This is a genomic window from Neobacillus sp. DY30, assembly GCF_030123065.1.
Lineage (GTDB): Bacteria > Bacillota > Bacilli > Bacillales > Cytobacillaceae > Neobacillus.
In genome coordinates this window covers 471771-489110 of record NZ_CP126093.1, presented here as the reverse complement: position 1 = coordinate 489110, position 17340 = coordinate 471771, and the positions used below count along the sequence as shown (strand labels likewise).

Annotated in this window: 16 protein-coding genes; 6 read left to right on the top strand and 10 right to left on the bottom strand. The window is 38.0% G+C overall.

From position 1 onward, the window contains the following. The first annotated feature begins 192 nt into the window (after nt 1-192). Nucleotides 193-342, top strand: coding sequence for a hypothetical protein (locus tag QNH29_RS02355; RefSeq protein WP_283863263.1), 150 nt, complete (start codon nt 193-195; stop codon nt 340-342). A gap of 555 nt (nt 343-897) precedes the next feature. Here the strand turns inward: QNH29_RS02355 and bla are convergent. From bla to QNH29_RS02335, 4 genes are all read right to left on the bottom strand, one after another. Then, nucleotides 898-1824, bottom strand: coding sequence for a class A beta-lactamase (gene bla / locus QNH29_RS02350; protein ID WP_481858811.1), 927 nt, complete (start codon nt 1822-1824; stop codon nt 898-900). A gap of 351 nt (nt 1825-2175) precedes the next feature. Then, nucleotides 2176-4062 (bottom strand): peptidoglycan D,D-transpeptidase FtsI family protein, encoded by a 1887-nt coding sequence (locus QNH29_RS02345; RefSeq protein WP_283863261.1) that lies wholly within the window; start codon nt 4060-4062, stop codon nt 2176-2178. A gap of 277 nt (nt 4063-4339) precedes the next feature. After that, on the bottom strand, nt 4340-6136 hold the full coding sequence (locus tag QNH29_RS02340) for a BlaR1 family beta-lactam sensor/signal transducer (RefSeq protein WP_283863260.1): 1797 nt from the start codon (nt 6134-6136) through the stop codon (nt 4340-4342). Further along, nucleotides 6136-6522 (bottom strand): BlaI/MecI/CopY family transcriptional regulator, encoded by a 387-nt coding sequence (locus QNH29_RS02335; protein ID WP_283863259.1) that lies wholly within the window; start codon nt 6520-6522, stop codon nt 6136-6138. Before QNH29_RS02335 ends, QNH29_RS02340 begins: the two co-directional genes overlap by 1 nt. Before the next feature lie 533 nt (nt 6523-7055). On the opposite strand from QNH29_RS02335, the gene QNH29_RS02330 reads away from it, so the two are divergent. The 4 genes from QNH29_RS02330 to QNH29_RS02315 all read left to right on the top strand — a co-directional run bounded on the left by QNH29_RS02330 (nt 7056) and on the right by QNH29_RS02315 (nt 10607). Continuing rightward, nucleotides 7056-7688 (top strand): recombinase family protein, encoded by a 633-nt coding sequence (locus QNH29_RS02330; RefSeq protein WP_283863258.1) that lies wholly within the window; start codon nt 7056-7058, stop codon nt 7686-7688. A 324-nt stretch (nt 7689-8012) separates the two neighbouring features. Further along, nucleotides 8013-8588, top strand: coding sequence for a TetR/AcrR family transcriptional regulator (locus tag QNH29_RS02325; RefSeq protein ID WP_283863257.1), 576 nt, complete (start codon nt 8013-8015; stop codon nt 8586-8588). Nucleotides 8589-8663: 75 nt separating this feature from the next. Beyond that, nucleotides 8664-9110: a PaaI family thioesterase gene (locus QNH29_RS02320; RefSeq protein WP_283863256.1), complete on the top strand. Its 447-nt coding sequence runs from the start codon at nt 8664-8666 to the stop codon at nt 9108-9110. A 126-nt stretch (nt 9111-9236) separates the two neighbouring features. Continuing rightward, nucleotides 9237-10607, top strand: coding sequence for an MFS transporter (locus QNH29_RS02315; RefSeq protein WP_283863255.1), 1371 nt, complete (start codon nt 9237-9239; stop codon nt 10605-10607). Between the two features lie 236 nt (nt 10608-10843). Here QNH29_RS02315 and QNH29_RS02310 read toward each other — a convergent pair whose 3' ends face one another. The 6 genes from QNH29_RS02310 to QNH29_RS02285 form a co-directional block, all read right to left on the bottom strand. Further along, nucleotides 10844-11842, bottom strand: coding sequence for an NADP-dependent oxidoreductase (locus QNH29_RS02310; RefSeq protein WP_283865514.1), 999 nt, complete (start codon nt 11840-11842; stop codon nt 10844-10846). A 306-nt stretch (nt 11843-12148) separates the two neighbouring features. After that, a complete protein-coding gene (locus QNH29_RS02305; protein ID WP_283863254.1) occupies nt 12149-13231 on the bottom strand; it encodes an alkene reductase in 1083 nt (360 codons plus the stop codon). Nucleotides 13232-13325: 94 nt separating this feature from the next. Further along, nucleotides 13326-14024 (bottom strand): SDR family oxidoreductase, encoded by a 699-nt coding sequence (locus tag QNH29_RS02300; protein WP_283863253.1) that lies wholly within the window; start codon nt 14022-14024, stop codon nt 13326-13328. A gap of 356 nt (nt 14025-14380) precedes the next feature. Continuing rightward, nucleotides 14381-14959, bottom strand: a complete 579-nt coding sequence (locus tag QNH29_RS02295) for a TetR/AcrR family transcriptional regulator (protein ID WP_283863252.1) — start codon at nt 14957-14959, stop codon at nt 14381-14383. A 606-nt stretch (nt 14960-15565) separates the two neighbouring features. Continuing rightward, nucleotides 15566-16183 carry a peroxiredoxin gene (locus QNH29_RS02290; RefSeq protein WP_283863251.1) on the bottom strand — a complete coding sequence of 206 codons (618 nt, stop codon included), beginning with the start codon at nt 16181-16183 and terminating at the stop codon, nt 15566-15568. A 38-nt stretch (nt 16184-16221) separates the two neighbouring features. Further along, complete coding sequence (locus QNH29_RS02285) at nt 16222-16662, bottom strand: ferritin-like domain-containing protein (protein WP_283863250.1); 441 nt, start codon at nt 16660-16662, stop codon at nt 16222-16224. Nucleotides 16663-16801: 139 nt separating this feature from the next. On the opposite strand from QNH29_RS02285, the gene QNH29_RS02280 reads away from it, so the two are divergent. Then, nucleotides 16802-17338 carry a ferritin-like domain-containing protein gene (locus QNH29_RS02280; RefSeq protein WP_283863249.1) on the top strand — a complete coding sequence of 179 codons (537 nt, stop codon included), beginning with the start codon at nt 16802-16804 and terminating at the stop codon, nt 17336-17338. Nucleotides 17339-17340 lie beyond the last annotated feature (2 nt).

Here is a 17340-nt window from a genome sequence, read left to right as displayed (position 1 = left end):
CAATAAAATGTTGCACTTATTTACGTAAAGGGTTGTATTAACATCACAAAGGTAAATCCCCAAAAGGGTCAGAGCAGCTACCTCTGTCAAAATACTGTCGCTTGGTAGTTTCGACATGAAAAAACTACGAAAAGAATATTGAGCGTGGGAAATCCTTACATCACGTTAAATAAGAGGTGGTGAGCTGAGCCGATGCAGAAAATCAGCGTAGTAATCATTAGACAAGGTCTTTTGCTGCTGTTTTCAGACTGGGTTACTAGACTTAGAGGAGCGGGAGCGGCTTCTTGCAGTAACGGTTCGGTTGGAGTTTCGATTGGTCATGGCCAATGGTACTTGTCATGAAGTAAGTGGGCGAAACACTTACGCTAGTAAATAGCTAGGGGCAAGTTGAAGAAATTCAGGTATTAAACAGCAGCATCAGCGGTTCCCAAGCTTTGCACTAAAGTATATTGTCCCTTGATTAAATACCACTTCCTCTGTCCTAGAACCCTGTTGTTCTAGAGACAGGGTTGGGTTTATTTTCCATAGCAAAAGCCCGCATTACCTAAAAGTATATATGCATCCGGTCAATACTCTAGCAAATGTTAGTTAATAATACAAAACAAAGCAGAATCCATCTAGATTTGGTACTTCATTTGCTGACAGTTAATACAATTCAAATACATATTCAAGCCTGCAAGCTTAGCTTTTAAAACATCTTCCACTGCTTCCTGTTATTTGTGTGGCAATATGCTTTACAACTATTTTCTTAATGTTGTCCATTCCTATTAATATATAGAAAAAACAGTCAGCACATACACATACTAAATCTTTCTAATGTGTGTATATGATGACTGAATGATAAGCCTGCTCACTGATGCATTTGAGAATTGTGATAAGTATATTTTATTTATCTGTTCACTTCAGAACGTTAAGTGCGACCTTGGCAGCTTCTGCGATAAGCGCATTGTCATAGGTGGCATTCTGTGTATAGCGGCTAGATAGGACTGCGATGACAATGGGAGCTCTATTCGGCGGCCAAACAATCGCAATGTCATTCCGCGTTCCATAACTTCCCGCCCCGCTCTTATCAGCGACTTCCCAACCTGTTGGTGCACCAGCACGGATCAATGCATTTCCAGTGGCATTTCCCCGCATCCAATCTGTCAGGATCTTACGTTTTTCAGTAGGGAGCAAGTCGCTGACTGCGAAAGCCTGAAGGATCGTAGCAAGTGATTTTGGTGTGCTTGTGTCACGTGTATCTCCAGGAACAGCTGAGTTCAAATCCGGCTCGTAGCGATCAACCTGGGTAACGTTATCGCCAATCTGCCTCAGTGCTGTTTCAAATCCCTCAGGGCCTCCCAGTTTCTCTAATAAAAGGTTCCCAGCGGTGTTGTCGCTATATCGGACAGCAGCCTCGATAACTTCCCGAAGAGTCATCCCGGTATCTACGTGAAGCTCTGTCACGGGTGAATACGAAACTATGTCCTCACTGTTGTATTTGACTAACTCGTCGAATTGATCAATTGAGTACTGCTGCAGCAATGCACCTGCTGCTAGAGCTTTGTAAGTAGATGCGTAAGCGAACCGCTCATGAGGCCGATAGGAAACGGTCTGGTTTGTGCCTGTATCGATAGCGTAGACCCCAAGCCGGGCGTCAAATTTGCTCTCGAGTTCTGCAAACTCACGGTGTAAATGGGGTGCTGGTATTTTCAAGCCTGCCTTTTCGGGCTTGTCCGAAAGTTTATTGGCGGTCGACCAGCCGCCGAGTGGTACAATTGCAACCACTAGCACAAGCAGGGCATGTATGAAATTTTTCATACTGAAAATATTATGTGTTTTCATCAAGATCTTAACCTCTTTCTATTAATAATAGATGTACAGAAAATAGAATAAGTGGGTTTAATCATTATGTATTGATTAACACCGTCTGATATTAACCACAGATTCTAAAAATTGTGGATTACTTTCGAATTCAATTCCATTATTTATGCAACGAAAAATTTATTCCGTTTGCGGCTTTTTAATCATAGTCAATATCACTTTGATAACCTTTTGCTGCCACGAATTGCTCGGGAGAATTTCCTCCTTTCCCCAATTTAATTACATACGTAATAGTAGATTTTGCTATAAATACTACAATTGTAGTATTTATTACATACGTTATACTACACGTGTAATAAAAAGATGTCAATATCATTTTGTAGTTTGGTGTCCTTTTTCATTAGGGTTAAAATATGCTCGAAAAACCCGCTGGCTAATGATATTAGCTGCACTGTGCGGCTGAGCATAACCATCACGGTAGGCATTGGGTACAATAACGGCAATGGCAATCTCAGGATCATTGAATGGAGCATAACCAGCAAAAGAAAGATTCCATGTCTTCACCCCATTTTTATAGGATTCCGAGGTCCCAGTTTTACCCGCGGCATTGTACGGTTCGTCTTTAAAATATCCTCTCGCTGTTCCTTTGGCACCATGGGTAACCAGCCAAAAACCTTGTTGAACCCGCTTAATCATCTCCTCACTCATATCCACCTGATTTAGCACCACTGGTTCGATTTCTTCGATTACGCTACCTGGTTCATTGCCATTCGAATTGGGTTCACGAATCTCCTTCACTAATTGAGGCTTCATCCGGTATCCTCCATTGGCAATCGTTGTAATATACTGGGCAATTTGCATCGGAGTATAGGTATCTAGTTGTCCGATGGCAATTTGAAAGTAGGTGCTAGTATTGGTTCCTTTAATTCCTGCCGTCTCATTATCAAAATCAATACCTGTCGGGATGCCTAAACCAAATTGATTGAAATAATAGCGAATGGTTTCAATTTTTTTCGGATCGATATTCAATGTACCATTGGGAGCATACTTGCCACCCATAATTTCAATCGCGGTTTTCCACATATATACGTTCGATGAACGCTCTAATGCCTCTAATTCGTTAATTCTGTTCATAACTTCGTAGGAGGAAAAGGTTCCAGAACCCTTAAATCGCATGACCTCATCCAGCACGATTTCCCCGAAATCCCTGACACCCGTTTGATATCCAGTTAATACGGTAGCCCCTTTTACAACGGACCCCTGTTCAAACGCATAAGTGAAAGCTCCCGGTGTAAAATCGGTAAACTTTCTGGACTGCCTGTTATACACTTTTCCTGACATCGCCAGAATGTGACCTGTTTTCGGTTCCATTGCCACAACAAAGGCAGTGTCAAGGGTATCCGTATGCGGCTTTTGGATTGCATTAACTAATTCTTCCTGCATAATATTCTCCACTTGGGCTTGGAACTCCATATCAATGGTCAGAACAATATCGTTCCCGCTCTTCCCTTCCGATACAATGTCTGTACTCACTACATTTCCATTTTGATCTGTTACCGTTTTTACTTTTTCCTTTTGGCCTTGCAACACGCCATCATATAGCTCTTCAATATAGCTTTTCCCGACGCGGTCATTCAGGCTGTACCCTCTAGCAGTATAGTAATCTACCTTTTCTGCGGGTAAACCTTCATCTTCACTTGTTACTTCCCCAAGCATATTCCAAAACGTTTCCCCATAAGTCTTGCCCCTTTTCCAATCGGTCGTAGCATCCACACCCGGCAAGTCTTCCAGATTTTCATTGACCTTCGCAAATTCTTCCTCTGTTACATTTTCATTTTTAATCATCGACGGTGTTAGAGCGATTGCGGACGATAGTTTCCGATAAATTGCCGCCAAGTTTTTGTCCATTGCCTTTAGATCGCTTTCTGTAATGCGGTTCAATTTTAATCGATATAAATCCTCGTCATTCAGCTTTTTCTGTTGGTATAATTTCTCCTCCTTCTTTGTAATTAAATCCGTGCCATTGTTATGTACAACCAGCCAGATATCTTTCAAATCCCGATCTGTCACTTTATTTATCTCTTTATCAGTCATGTCCAGAAAGGTATTTAACTTATTGGCCAGTTCAAGCAATTCGCCCGGCTGGGGATTTTTGGGCGGTGTATAGATAATCGCCTTTTCTGGAATGTTGTAGACTACTAACTTTTGATTCGTATCGTATATTTTCCCGCGCGGGACGGAATAGCTGACGGGCGTCACATCTGTCCTCTTTGCCTGAGCCGCAAAGACTTCTCCTTTGATAATTTGAGTGACGCCCAGGCGGAGAATTAGGATAGAAAAAAGAACAAAGACTATGAAAAAGAGAGCATTCAGTCTCGAGCGGATTATTACTATATTTTCTTTCTGCTTTTTCTTCTTCAAAACACATCAGCCCTTTCATACTGGAAGTTTATTAGGTTGTTATAAATACTACAATTGTAGTATTTAAATCCTAAAAGTCCCAAAAAGGAAGAGTAATCCTTTCTGGGGTTAATGATTAATATATCTTTTTATGATCCAGAATCTGCTTGGCAATTTCCGCTGCCTTGTTTCCTTGGGCATGCCCATCCTTATTTTGAATATTTATGGCAAAATAAAAACGATCTTCACCTTTTTCGACAAAGCCAATAAACCAGCCATTTACATTCTTTCCATTAATCATGCCGGTTCCCGTTTTACCATACAGCCGTCCATTCTTTTGCTCATCTATTAAAATTGCCTTATTTACCGCTTTGATATTTTCCGCTTTAAAACCCCATTGATTTTCTTCTAATTGGACTAATAATTGAACTTGTTCAATGGGTGATATTTTTAAAGAAGATTCCATCCAGTAACTATCCAAATTCCCTGAAAGATCCTCATTCCCGTATTTTATCTTGTGAAGATAATCTTGCAGCTGCTTTCTTCCTACCTCACGATCGGTATTTTGGAAATACCAATTCACGGAACGACCCAAGGCAGTCGCTAAATTTTGATTTTGGTTCCATTCTTCATAGGGATAAATTTTCCCATCCCAAACCTGATTATTGTTATTCGTGGAAATCACATTGGATTCTAATGCAAATAAGGCAGAATATATTTTATAGGTGCTATTAGGAGAAATTCTCTGTTCACTCATCTCTCGGTTATAAATTTGATATTGATTTTTAGAGGGATCATATAAAACAAAGCTGCCCTTGTAGCCCTTAAAATAGGAGCTTAGATCTTCATAGACAGCCTTCTTCCCGCTAAACTGATACACATCATCTGGGCTGGCAATAACGGTGGTGATTGGAGCAAGGAATAGCACAACAATTCCTAAAACTGAGCAGATGACCTTGCTTTTCCATTTCAATAATAGAGAATCACTAGAGAAGTTTGCAATGCGCTGGATTCTTTGTTTGATTTGTTTTTTTGTCCCCCCTATACCTGGAGCAAACTGTTCAAGGGTAAGATCATATTTTTTATCTGCAAACCGAATGATGGTATGCCCATATTCGATATGTCCACTCTCATCCAAGAGATTTAAAACGGAGGCATCACAGGCCAATTCCCGATCGATTCGAATCCTTTTTAAGGCATACCAAACGAACGGGTTAAACCAATAAATAATACGAAACAAACACATGACGTAATTCACGAACAGATCCTTGCTTTTATGATGGTGCAGCTCGTGCAAAAACACGTACTTTAATTCATTTAACGAGAATCCTTCTCGCGGTTTGCTTGGTAAAAAAATATAGGGTTGAAAAACCCCCACCGCGATAGGCGAGGTAATAAGAGAGGTCTCCCGCAGCCTTATGTTTCTTTTCACCCCAACCAACTCTTTGCACGCTTCTAATAGTTCATTTAACTTTTTGTTATGAACAGCCGCAGCTGACTTTTTCATTTGATAGATTTGATAGTTTGAATAAACAGCAGCCACAACAAAAAGAACCACTCCAATGACCCAAACTGTAAAAAAGGTATGGTAGACGAAATCGGGCGTTGACTTGTTAACCGATACCGTGAAATCATTTAATAGATCGCTGTTTGGCGCCTGAGTGGCATCCACTCCATTAATCCTTTCACTCTTAGATGGCGCGTCTCTATGAAAAAAAAGTAAGCTTTTAAAATAGCGCGTTCCTTCTCCAAGTCGAAAATAATTCCAAGGTAAAAAGGTAGCAAGGATTGGAATGCAAAGGAAATACCAAATATGATAATGTGCTTTCACCGTCATATGATTGTTTAATAGCTTTTTGATTAACAAAATTATGAAAATAAGGAGTGATACCACGATCGTACTAACTAAAATCCGCAGCAGCATGGTATCCATTATTTTTCCCCTTTCTTGTCTCTAGTGGATAATATTTCCTTTAATTCCGAAATATCTTCATTCGATAACTTATCATTTTCAATAAAATTTAATATCATTGAATTTAACGTGCCGCCGAAAAACTGCTGCAAAAAGGATTTACTTTTTTGCTCAACATATTCGTGCTTTTCAACCAGTGAAGTATAAATAAACACTCGGCCATCTTTGCTTGCGAGCAAAGCCTTTTTCTTAACTAGGCGCGCCAGCATGGTGTGAATGGTATTTGGCTTCCAATCACTCTTATTCGATAATTTCTCCACTACCTCAGGAGTCGAAATCGGTTCAAAGTTCCATATAACCTTCATCACTTCATATTCTGCTTCTGATATTTGTGGAATCTCCTTCATGATAACCCTCCTGCTTTTACAACTGTAGTATTTATTATAGCAAGACGGTCCAAAAACATAAAGAAATATTCGTGACTTTAGCCTATGGTAAATAATCCCCCTGTGTGTTGACTATTTATTCTAATATCATTCACCTCATTTAGTTATTTCCAAGCGCTTTAAGAAATCCTCCTTTTACAGTAAGGAGGATTTCTTTTTGGTTTCATCATTTAATCTAATACAGGAAATTTATTTTTTCTGTTGACATTTTACATGAAATGGTTATGTTCCTTTTGCCGGTGGATGAACCACAGAGCAAAATAATTAAATGGAGGAAACAAACCATGAAAAAAACACAACAAAATACAACTGAAAAAAAAATTCGAATCAATACACAAACTGCAATACAGCGCCTAAGAGATAGGGGGATGCTTGCATGAGTGACAATAACTCCCCTTTTATTAACAAACTAAGAAAACCTTTGGAATATCCCACACAGACTGCAGGCAAAATTGCTATATGAATTATCCAGAGAAAGAAAGGATGTAAATTAGATGAATGCAATTAACAGCCAGAAAAAGCATGTTTTCTTCCGACTAGTGAGTACAGCAGGACAAGATATCATAACCCAGGAAGCCGCAGACCTGCCCTTCCGAGAGAAACTGTCGGATGACGAAATTTTGATTATTAATGAAATAGCCACTTCCGCAAACAAAAAAGCGATTAATAAAAAGCCAGAGATGCAAAGGCTCATTTCATTGGTAAAGGATAAGAAAGTCCACAGTATCTATGCCTTTGACCGCAGCCGCTTGTTCCGTGATTTTTACGAAGGCATGGAATTTAATGACTTACGCACTAAGTATGATGTCCAGGTGATTTACACATCTGTGGGGAACGGAAACATGCCAGCGAGTGATGATGTTTTTGTAGAAGGATTACTGAGCATGTTCAGTGACATTGAGGGGAAAAACATCGCTCGCAGAAGCCGGGAGGCAAGATTAAGATATCCAGCTAAAAATTTGGTTACCAAAAACAAAAAGAGACAAAGCGTTTTTTACATGACTCTTCTAAGAGGGAAGGCGTGCAACAATACTTTGCGACTCTTAATGAAATTCGTTCCCTTGATGATTTGTATAAGGTCACGAAGGAATATCGAAAAAAATTCAAAAAGACTGACGAACAATTAATTTCCATGGCTAAGGATCCATTTTACGCCGGATATGTGTATTTGGCAATTAAAAAATGCTATTAATGGCGGTATGTTTTTTGAATGTAAATAAGTTGAAAATATGCAAGAAATGAATAAAAACTTGCATATTTTTGACTTATTAAAAATTGGGGATATTGAACAAATGCACCCGTTACTTTAAGTACATTTCTTCACAATCTCTTTTAAATGAACAAGAAAATAGCGATGTTACCGTTGCTCATTACCTTACCGTTTGAATAGTTCGAATATTCTTTACCGTTCGTTCTAAAAATGATACAATTCTTTTAAAAGGGGGGAAAAAATGGCTAGACACAAAGAATTTGATGAAGCCGAGGTTTTACGAAAAGCAATGGTGCTTTTTTGGCGAAATGGATATGAAAAAACGTCTATGCAAGATTTAGTAGACTATATGCACATACACCGTCGAAGTATTTATGACACATTTGGTGATAAACAGACGTTATTTCTAAGAGCTTTACAACTCTTCGAAGAAATAATCGGAAAAAGAATGGAGCAACAAATTAAACCTTTTAATTCGGTCAAGTTAGCGATAAGAAGATTATTTGAAATGGTGGCTTTTTCGGATGAAGAAAAACCCCCAGGATGTTTAATTGTTAATACAGCTGTAGAATTAGCCTTACATGACCAAGAAGTTGCTGACAGGATTAGTAGAAGCTTTAGTAAGACAGAATCATTTATATGCGAACTACTATTGCAGGGGCAAATAAGTGGGGAAATATCCAATCAACTTGATATAGAAAAATCATCTCAATTTATTCACAATTCACTTATTGGGGTAAGAGTATTAGCCAAAACAACGTCAGATAAAGAGAAACTTCAAAACATCATTGATTCCACTTTAGCGGTATTAGATTAACAATTTTAGAATGGACGTTCTAAAAAAGTAATGATTTTGTCTAATCTTTTTTATTTAATATGGAGGGTGAAAAGAATGAATCATTTAGAGGTTTTAAAGAAAATAGCAGCCGGTGAATTACCTGGAGCTCCCGTTGCGGAGGTATTAGGTTTTAACGTAACGGAAGTGGAAGTAGGCAGAGTTGTAGTTGAAATCGATGCAACTGAAAGGTTACATAATCCAATGGGTACGCTGCACGGGGGAATTTTATGTGACATAGCCGATGCTGCGATGGGCTTAGCTTTTGTAACTACATTAGCTGAGGAAGAACTTTTTACGACGATGGAAATTAAATTAAATTTCCTAAAACCTATTTTTAAATCTAGACTTCGAGCTGAGGGAAAATTAATAAAAAAAGGTTCATCAGTCGGATTGCTGGAGTGTCATGTATATGATGAAAAACAAAGTCTTGTGGCACATTCTACAAGTACATGTATGATTTTGAAGGGTAATTCTGCCGGAAAAAGATTGAAAATAGAATAATATAACTAATCTCTTGTTAAAAGAAAGTCCATTCAAAGTAAGTCCATAAAGTTTTAGCTATCATTTAGCTTGTAGTACGATGTAAAGTTCATTTTTATCAATTTTAAAAAGGTAAGGTGGGAACAAATGCCTTCTATTCTAACGGCTCCTTCCAAAATGGAAAGCACGGTGCAATTACAAGAGAATAAACTCATTTTAATATGGAGTGTTACCACTTTGCTTGTGGTAATGAATACAACCATGTTTAATGTTGCATTACCCTTTATACTTAAAGACTTATCCTTAAGCTCATCCTTGGGCTCATGGCTGGTGTCAGGTTATTCCATCATGTTTGCCATTTCAACGTTAACTTTTGGTCGCCTATCTGATTTTGTTCCCCTCTCAAGACTTCTACTCCATGGAATTTGCCTATTAGGAATATCATCAGTCATCGGTTTCTTTTCAACAAATTTTTTTATCCTATTAGGAGTTAGAATTCTTCAAGCAGCTGGAGCAGGAGCCGTTATGGGATTAAGTATGATCATGGCTGGGCGGTATATCCCTCTATCAAGGCGTGGAAAAGCGATGGCGATTATTGCTTCAGCTGCCTCTTTGGCATTTGGGTTAGGTCCTGTACTAGGGGGAGTGATTACTCAATACTTAGGATGGAATTATCTTTTCGTTGTCACTATTTTTTCTGTCCTGTCTATTCCTTTCTTCCTAAAGTTATTGCCTAATGAGGTGATTAAAAAAGGACGTTTCGATTTATTCGGTGCTATTCTTACGGGGCTTAGTGTAACAGGTCTGTTACTTTTTCTATCTACATTTTCGTATGGGATACTATTAGGAACAGTCGTTCTTTTTGCGGTATGTTGGAAATATCTTAATAAGACGGAAGAACCGTTTATTCCGCTAATCCTACTTAGAAATAAGCAATATACAAAGCTCCTTCTTATTAATTGTTCCGCTTTTTTCATTAACTTTTCAAATCTGTTTTTAATGCCTATTATTCTCACTACTGTATTCGGAAAAGAACCGGCAGAGCTAGGACTGATGATTTTTCCAGGTGCCATTATCGCCGTGGTTGCTGGCATATATATAGGAAGATTCATTGACCGTTTTGGGAATGCACCCTTAATTATTTTTGGGCAGTTATTGTTATTAAGCGCCTCAATCTTATTTGCATGGTTCTCTTCTGCAAATCCCTATTTTATCCTTTTCATTTATATGTTTGCTAGCGTTGGCTTTACGGCAATTTCTTCAAGTATTTCGAACGAGATAACAAGGATCTTGCCAATCAATCAAATTGGTTCGGGGATAGGAATCGGACAATTAATGCAATTTTTCGGTGCGGGTCTCGGAGTGACTATTTCTGGATTACTCATAACCATTCAAGAAGGTTTATCTTTGGAAATGGTTTATCGAAATATTTTTATTTGCTTCTCGATTATTAACATTATGACTGGTTTCATATACGGCTTCTATCTTCGTAGATCTAGGTTAAAGGAGCAAAGTTAAATTCTTCATCGATTGAATAGAAATAGGACTTCCATAATAGGTTTCCAGCACTCTTCAAGGGTGCTGTTTTATTTCCAAAGAAGGTCAATAAAATAATTTTTTCAGTTGTGAGTCATCTCATAATTAAACTTCCCCGTTTGCGAAATAAATAAAAAGCTACCCTATTGGTAGCTGGAACTATAAAAGGAAAGCACCTTATAGTTTACAAGAGTTCTTCCACGTACTTAAATTATAGATTAGAAGGTTACAATAACTTTGCCTTGTGAGTGTCCAGTAGAAACTTTTATTAATGCTTTGTTAATGTCATTAAAATTATAAATTGAATCAATAGAGGGCGTGATATTTTCTTTTTCAACAAGGTTAGTGATTTTTTGTAATTGACTGCCATTGGCTTGCACGAATAAAAAGTGATATTCATTTTTATGTTTACGTGCTAAAGAATCTACACGAGCACCCACTAAACCAAACAATAGTTTTTTCCACACTGGAAAATTATTTTCAACCGCAAAGCGATAATTAGGTACGGCTTTTAATGATACTAATTTCCCTTGAGGCTTTAAAATACCAAGTTCTGCTTTTATCTCTTTTGCTCCCAAGGTGTCAATAACATAATCTATATCAGATAAAATGTTGGCATAGTTTTCCTCATGGTAATTTATGAATTTATCAGCGCCAATCGACAGTGTACGGGATCTACCTCTTTCACTGCCGCTTGTTATAACATATAACCCCATTGATTTGGCGATGGGGATTGCCATAGCACCAAAGCCGCCGGTTCCTCCAGGGATAAATAGCTTTTTGTTAGGCTGAGCATTGAGTACGTCATTTAATGCTTGATAAGCAGTCAAAGCAGTGAGAGGAACAGCGGCTGCTTCAATAAAGGATAGATTTTTAGGCATTATGGATATAGCATCTTCATTGACGACCGCATATTCAGCAAAAGCTCCAATTTGATTAACTGGCAACCTCGTATAAATGTGGTCACCAACGTGGAAGTTCTTAACATCTTTTCCAACAGCCTCAATAACTCCAGATAGTTCATTTCCTAAAGTTAATGGTAAATCATAATCAGAAATCATTCGAATACTTCCATTTAAAATAAGGATATCTACTGGATTAACACCTGCTGCTTTTACTTTAACGAGTACCTCGCGGCTATTAAATTCTGGTATTCTAACATCATTCAATTCCACTTGAACTTCTTTTGAATATTTCTGCATTTGAGCAGCTCTCATTTTTTCATCCTCATCCTTTACAATTTTTTGGTGCTTTTTCATTGAAATGCAATCTCTAGCGTTGAATGTAAGTGACTCAAAACAAAACCAGTGCTTGAAGGGATATATGCCCAAGAATGCATCTTACGTTGCAAATACACCTAATTCACGCGTCAAACACTGATTTTCAGGTTGAGCCAAAAAAAGCGGCACAAACTTTTATTATATTAATTATCGAGACAACTGTTTCCCATAATTTCTAATTTTGATGAAAGAATGGCTTACAATTTTTCAGTTTTACGCCATTCTTCATCTTATAAGCTATACTTACCCCTCTTGAGATTTTAATTCTTTCATCGTAGGATAATCCGTATAACCCAAGCTTCCGTTACCACCAAAGAATGTTGTACGGTCTGCCTCATTCAAAGGAAACCCTTTTTTGAGACGTTCTACTAAATCCGGATTAGCTAATGACCATACACCGACTGGTACCATATCAGCAACGCCATTATCAATATCTACACTAATATCTTCTAGAGCTCGACCTGCTCGATTGACTAATAATGGATTGGACCAAATTGAACGAATTTCTTGGAGCAGTGTTTCGTTTCCTACATGCATAACATGAAGGTAAGCCAAATTGAATTGAGCTAATTCTTTTACAAGATGGAGATAAACTTCAGGACCCTGTTCACCTTCTTCAATTCCACCAAGAGGTACCCCTGGTGAGATACGAAAGCCCGTTCTTTCTGCTCCAATTTCTTCAACGATTGCTTTCGTTATTTCGATAGCAAAGCGAGCACGATTCTCTATTGATCCGCCGTATTTATCCGTTCGTTTATTAGAATTTTCACCGATAAATTGATGAATTAGATAACCATTTGCTCCATGAATTTCAACACCATCAGCTCCTGCTTCAATAGCTGCAGATGCTGCTTTTCGGAAGTCTGCAATTGTCGCTTGAATATCTTCTTCACTTAACTCACGGGGAACGGGTATTTCCTGCATCCCTTTAGCAGTAAACATTTCTACTCCAGGTGCAATCGCAGATGGTGCAACTGCTTGACGATGATGTGGTGTATTGTCAGGGTGCGACATACGACCGACATGCATTAATTGGATATACATAAATCCACCTGCTTCATGCACAGCATCCGTAACCTTTTTCCACCCTTCAATATGCTTTTCAGTATAGATGCCAGGTGACCATAAGTAACCTTGTCCATCATCAGAAGGTTGTGTACCTTCACTAATAATTAATCCCATAGATGCTCTTTGAGCATAATAAAGGGAACTTAGTTCTCCTGGTGTACCATCTTCTTGCGCCCTACTACGTGTCATTGGTGCCATCGCTAAACGATGAGGTAATTCCAAATTTCCAATTTTCATTTTGCTCCACAATTTATCCATTTTTGTACACTCCTCTTCAAATTATGTTACCCGTTGTATACGGGTGTACCTTTTGTTTGAAATCTTGGACAAATCACTGTATTAGTAATTTGTATTAGGAGAGATGTGGGTATATCGCAGATACACCACCGGCAAAAACTCTTTGGATCTTTCGGCTCACATCATCAGCAACAATTTCAAAGCTGTCGGATTCTAATCCATCAACAGCAATTTTTGCGATATCCTCAGGGTTGGATTTGGGAACTTCTAAGCTCGATGTCATGTCTGTCTCCATGAAGCCTACATGTAATCCAGCTACTCTCACATTTTGAGGATAGAGATTTAAACGTAGGTCGTTTGTCAATGCCCACTCTGCCGCCTTTGCAGCAGTATAAGCCCCAACAGTTCCCGAACTGACCCAAGATAATGCGGAAAGAATATTCAGAATCGTTCCTCCCCCATTATTTGCTAGAATCGGTGCGAAAGTTCGAACCATGGAAAGTGTGCCAAAGAAATGCGTATTAAACTCCAAATGTATTTTATCGAGATCACCGTCAATCAAAGAAGCACCTGTAGACGATCCTGCATTGTTGATCAATAGCGTAACATCCTTAGCGACCATAGCGGCTGCAGCTACCTCTTGAGGGTTGGTAATATCAAGCTTCACAGGAATTACACCGGGAATGTCAATGGACTCCGGATTTCTTGCACCGGCATAAACCTTAGCCCCTCTGGATAGAAGTTCAAGTGCTAAATGGCGTCCAAAACCTCGGTTCGCTCCGGTTACAAATACGACTTGTTCAGAAATTTTCATTTTTATGTGCTCCTTTTAATATTTATTTTGGTACAACAAAATGTCTTACTCCTCAAAACTACGCAAGTAATGATTTCCTTAAGGAGAAGTTTTGGGCATAGGCAAGGCTCGTTATATGGGAATGATCATTCTAAAAAGAACAAAGGAATGATCCCTTCATTGAGAAATTTTCAAGTAAGGCAAGAATCATATACAAGAACGATCATTCTAAAAAACACAAAAGAAAAATCCCTTCATGGAGAGAGCTTAAGCAAGGCAAGACTCATATATGAGAACAATCATTCTAAAAAATGCATAAGCATTGATATCTACATAGGAGAAAGCTTTACTACAGTTTAGACTTTCTCTTATAGGAACTATTTATCTAAAAGTTTTATCGATAAATTGGCTATACGGTGTAATTTTTCTTTGGGAATGGAGGTTCTTGTCATTACCCTTAACCCAACACACACAGTATGCAGATTATCCGCCAGTTCGCCGGCATCATACTCTGAAGTAAATTCTCCCTCCTCTTGCCCCCACAGAATAATATCCTTGAGTAGCTGCTCTGATAGTGTGAACGATTCAGTGGACTTTGAATCCACGTCGGCATCGCGCATTGCCAATTCCACCGCCGAATTCACCATTAAACAGCCTGAAGGAGAGTTTTCTTCACCATATATCATGAAACTAAAAATAAACTGAAGAGCCTCCGCTGCATTCTTGGAGCGTTTAACTTCTCCCGTAAGCTCAGCACTGACTTTATCGCGAAATCGATCCATAGCTTTCAAAAACAGCGTATGTTTGTCGCCAAATGTATCATACAAACTTCTGCGATGGATTCCCATATGCTGGACCAGATCGGTCATGGATGTCTTCTCATAACCTTGTTCCCAAAAGAGCTTCATCGCCTTGTCTAATACTACGTTCTCTTCGAATTCTTTACTTCTTGCCATTCTATTTTCCTCCTCCCATAGTCACTATAACATATTGAGAACGAACGGTAAAGAAAGTAACCTCATAATAATTATTCCAAATATTATCAAATGTAGTGAAACTACCTATAGCTCAAATAAGGAAACTCCACAATCTCTTCTACATTTTATCTGTCAGCATAACCTAAATCCCTTGATCATATGATCCTAAGAATCTTACCAAAGACTGATTTTTAAGGAGAACATACTTTTGTGAAATAGAAAAACTGTTTTTTTTCTGTGTAATTTAAGAAATTTGATTTTTGTGATTTAGAAGGGAGGGCATTTTTTTATTGGTATCAAAATCAAAACCCGACTCGTCGTTTGAATTTACATAAACAGCACCACAAATTGGCACACAGGATATAAGTAAGAAAGTAGTCATATTTCTATCACCTTAACATTTTTAGGAGTATTATTCCCATTTCTTATTCAACTAACCTGCTTCGTTAGTTGATCAACGAAAAAAAAAGAGCTGCGTAACCGCAACCCCCATCTACAACTCAAGCACCCGATTGTTGGAGAACCGAAAATGTATACTAAAAATCAAATAATCATTTTTATTTAAAAATGATTATTTGATAGTCCTTAAATCCTACCAATGTACTTTGGATCCCTAATAATTCCAGGCTGACCTGGGACCCAATTAGCAGGGACTCCTTCCCCAGTCCTTCTACTATATTGTATCCCTTGAATTACCCGTAAAATTTCGTAAACATTTCGACCGACTTCCAAAGGATTTACGAATTTGGTAACAATCGTTCCTTCTGGATCTATAATAATGGTTGCCCTTAATGTAGCCCCAGTTTTTTCATTTAGCACTCTGTATGCTTTACTAATTTTATGTGTTCGGTCACTTAAGAGCGGAAACGTAACCTGTGATGCTGAAGGAGAAACCTCAGTGAAAATTTTATGGGAATATACACTGTCTGTACTTATAGCAAGGACTTCTGTATTTAGAAACATCAGTTGATCATAAATCGCAGCGACCGCTGCCAACTCTGTGGGTCAAACAAAAGTGAAATCACTTGCATAGAAAAATAAGATAACCCATTTTCCACGATAACTTTCCAGACGAACTTCTTTTATTTTCTTTTCTACATTGTCGTAAGCTTCAGCCACAAATAAGGGGGCAAAATCCGTTGTTTGTGCACAATAAGGAAGAACACAGTTTTCTTGAATATCGTCAGGTCTTTTAAATTCCATATTTCCACCTCAATTCATTTAACGATAATAATCGCCTTTTAACCCTGTTTAAAAAGGTAGTATAAAAACCAAACTGCGTGATTTTGTTCATCCGCTGCAGCTCGACGAAACATCTCTTTTATAAATTGGTTATTAGTTTCATCTGCAATATCTAGATAAAAATCCACTGTCTTTTGCTCATCTAATAAAGCAAATTCAAGTCCTTCTCGATAATTGTTTGGACATCCTTCCACAATTTTCGGTTGAGGTTGTCTCCCAGTAAGACTCATGTAAATCTGGACAAACTGTTGTAAGTGTTTTTGTTCATCTTTTCTAATTTCAAGTATTTGATTCCTTACTTGTTCCGTAGGTGCCATCCTTGCAATATTTGCATAACACTGTATGGCACTATACTCTCCGTTAATTGCTCTCTCAATGTCGCTTACTAAATTATCAGTTTGTCTGTAATTAACATTGTAATTGTTCTTAAAAGGATACATATTACATATCTCCCCATTCAAATAATGTTATCTTATGGAAAGCAAAAATATGGAGTGCAAGTCTAAAAAATTTATTGTGTATTAAAAAAGGATTTTGAGAAAAATAACTAAGAAAACTTTAGAAGGTAGGGGATGTTTGATGGAAAGGAAAATAACAAGATTGCCAAACATTATTATAATGGTCATTCTTTTGCTTTTTGCCTTTTATAGTGTTGAAGCAAGTGCTGAAACTCAACTTCCACAAAATTACGGGGCTAAAGGAGCACTTCAGGATTCATCTATTACTTTAGAAGAAGCTTTAACTTATGCAATTCAAGATGAGTATCTGGCACAAGCTAGATACGATACTATAATTGCAAAATTCGGTTCAATTAGACCCTTTACGAATATTAAGGCTGCAGAGCAAAGACATATCTCAGCACTTCTTTCTTTATTTGAAAAGTACAAAATTAAGGTTCCCGAAGACAATGCAAAACTGTATACAAAAGAACCTGGTTCTTTAAAAGAGGCTTATCAGGCTGGCGTTGAAGGAGAAGTTGACAACATAGCAATGTATAATAAATTATCATCAATTTCTGGTCTTCCTCAAGATGTTAAAGTTGTAATGAAACAACTTGGTGACGCTTCTCAAAATCATTTAGCAGCTTTCAAAAGAGGTCTAAGTCAATATCAGTAAAA

What these genes read in the sequence shown, in the direction of transcription:
- QNH29_RS02330 (WP_283863258.1), top strand. Translation starts at nt 7,056, where the DNA reads ATGAATGCAATTAACAGCCAGAAAAAGCATGTTTTCTTCCGACTAGTG.
- bla (WP_481858811.1), bottom strand. Translation starts at nt 1,824, where the DNA reads ATGAAAACACATAATATTTTCAGTATGAAAAATTTCATACATGCCCTG.
- QNH29_RS02280 (WP_283863249.1), top strand. Translation starts at nt 16,802, where the DNA reads ATGGAAAGGAAAATAACAAGATTGCCAAACATTATTATAATGGTCATT.
- QNH29_RS02285 (WP_283863250.1), bottom strand. Translation starts at nt 16,662, where the DNA reads ATGTATCCTTTTAAGAACAATTACAATGTTAATTACAGACAAACTGAT.
- QNH29_RS02305 (WP_283863254.1), bottom strand. Translation starts at nt 13,231, where the DNA reads ATGGATAAATTGTGGAGCAAAATGAAAATTGGAAATTTGGAATTACCT.
- QNH29_RS02325 (WP_283863257.1), top strand. Translation starts at nt 8,013, where the DNA reads ATGGCTAGACACAAAGAATTTGATGAAGCCGAGGTTTTACGAAAAGCA.
- QNH29_RS02300 (WP_283863253.1), bottom strand. Translation starts at nt 14,024, where the DNA reads ATGAAAATTTCTGAACAAGTCGTATTTGTAACCGGAGCGAACCGAGGT.
- QNH29_RS02315 (WP_283863255.1), top strand. Translation starts at nt 9,237, where the DNA reads ATGCCTTCTATTCTAACGGCTCCTTCCAAAATGGAAAGCACGGTGCAA.
- QNH29_RS02335 (WP_283863259.1), bottom strand. Translation starts at nt 6,522, where the DNA reads ATGAAGGAGATTCCACAAATATCAGAAGCAGAATATGAAGTGATGAAG.
- QNH29_RS02355 (WP_283863263.1), top strand. Translation starts at nt 193, where the DNA reads ATGCAGAAAATCAGCGTAGTAATCATTAGACAAGGTCTTTTGCTGCTG.
- QNH29_RS02295 (WP_283863252.1), bottom strand. Translation starts at nt 14,959, where the DNA reads ATGGCAAGAAGTAAAGAATTCGAAGAGAACGTAGTATTAGACAAGGCG.
- QNH29_RS02340 (WP_283863260.1), bottom strand. Translation starts at nt 6,136, where the DNA reads ATGGATACCATGCTGCTGCGGATTTTAGTTAGTACGATCGTGGTATCA.
- QNH29_RS02320 (WP_283863256.1), top strand. Translation starts at nt 8,664, where the DNA reads ATGAATCATTTAGAGGTTTTAAAGAAAATAGCAGCCGGTGAATTACCT.
- QNH29_RS02310 (WP_283865514.1), bottom strand. Translation starts at nt 11,842, where the DNA reads ATGAGAGCTGCTCAAATGCAGAAATATTCAAAAGAAGTTCAAGTGGAA.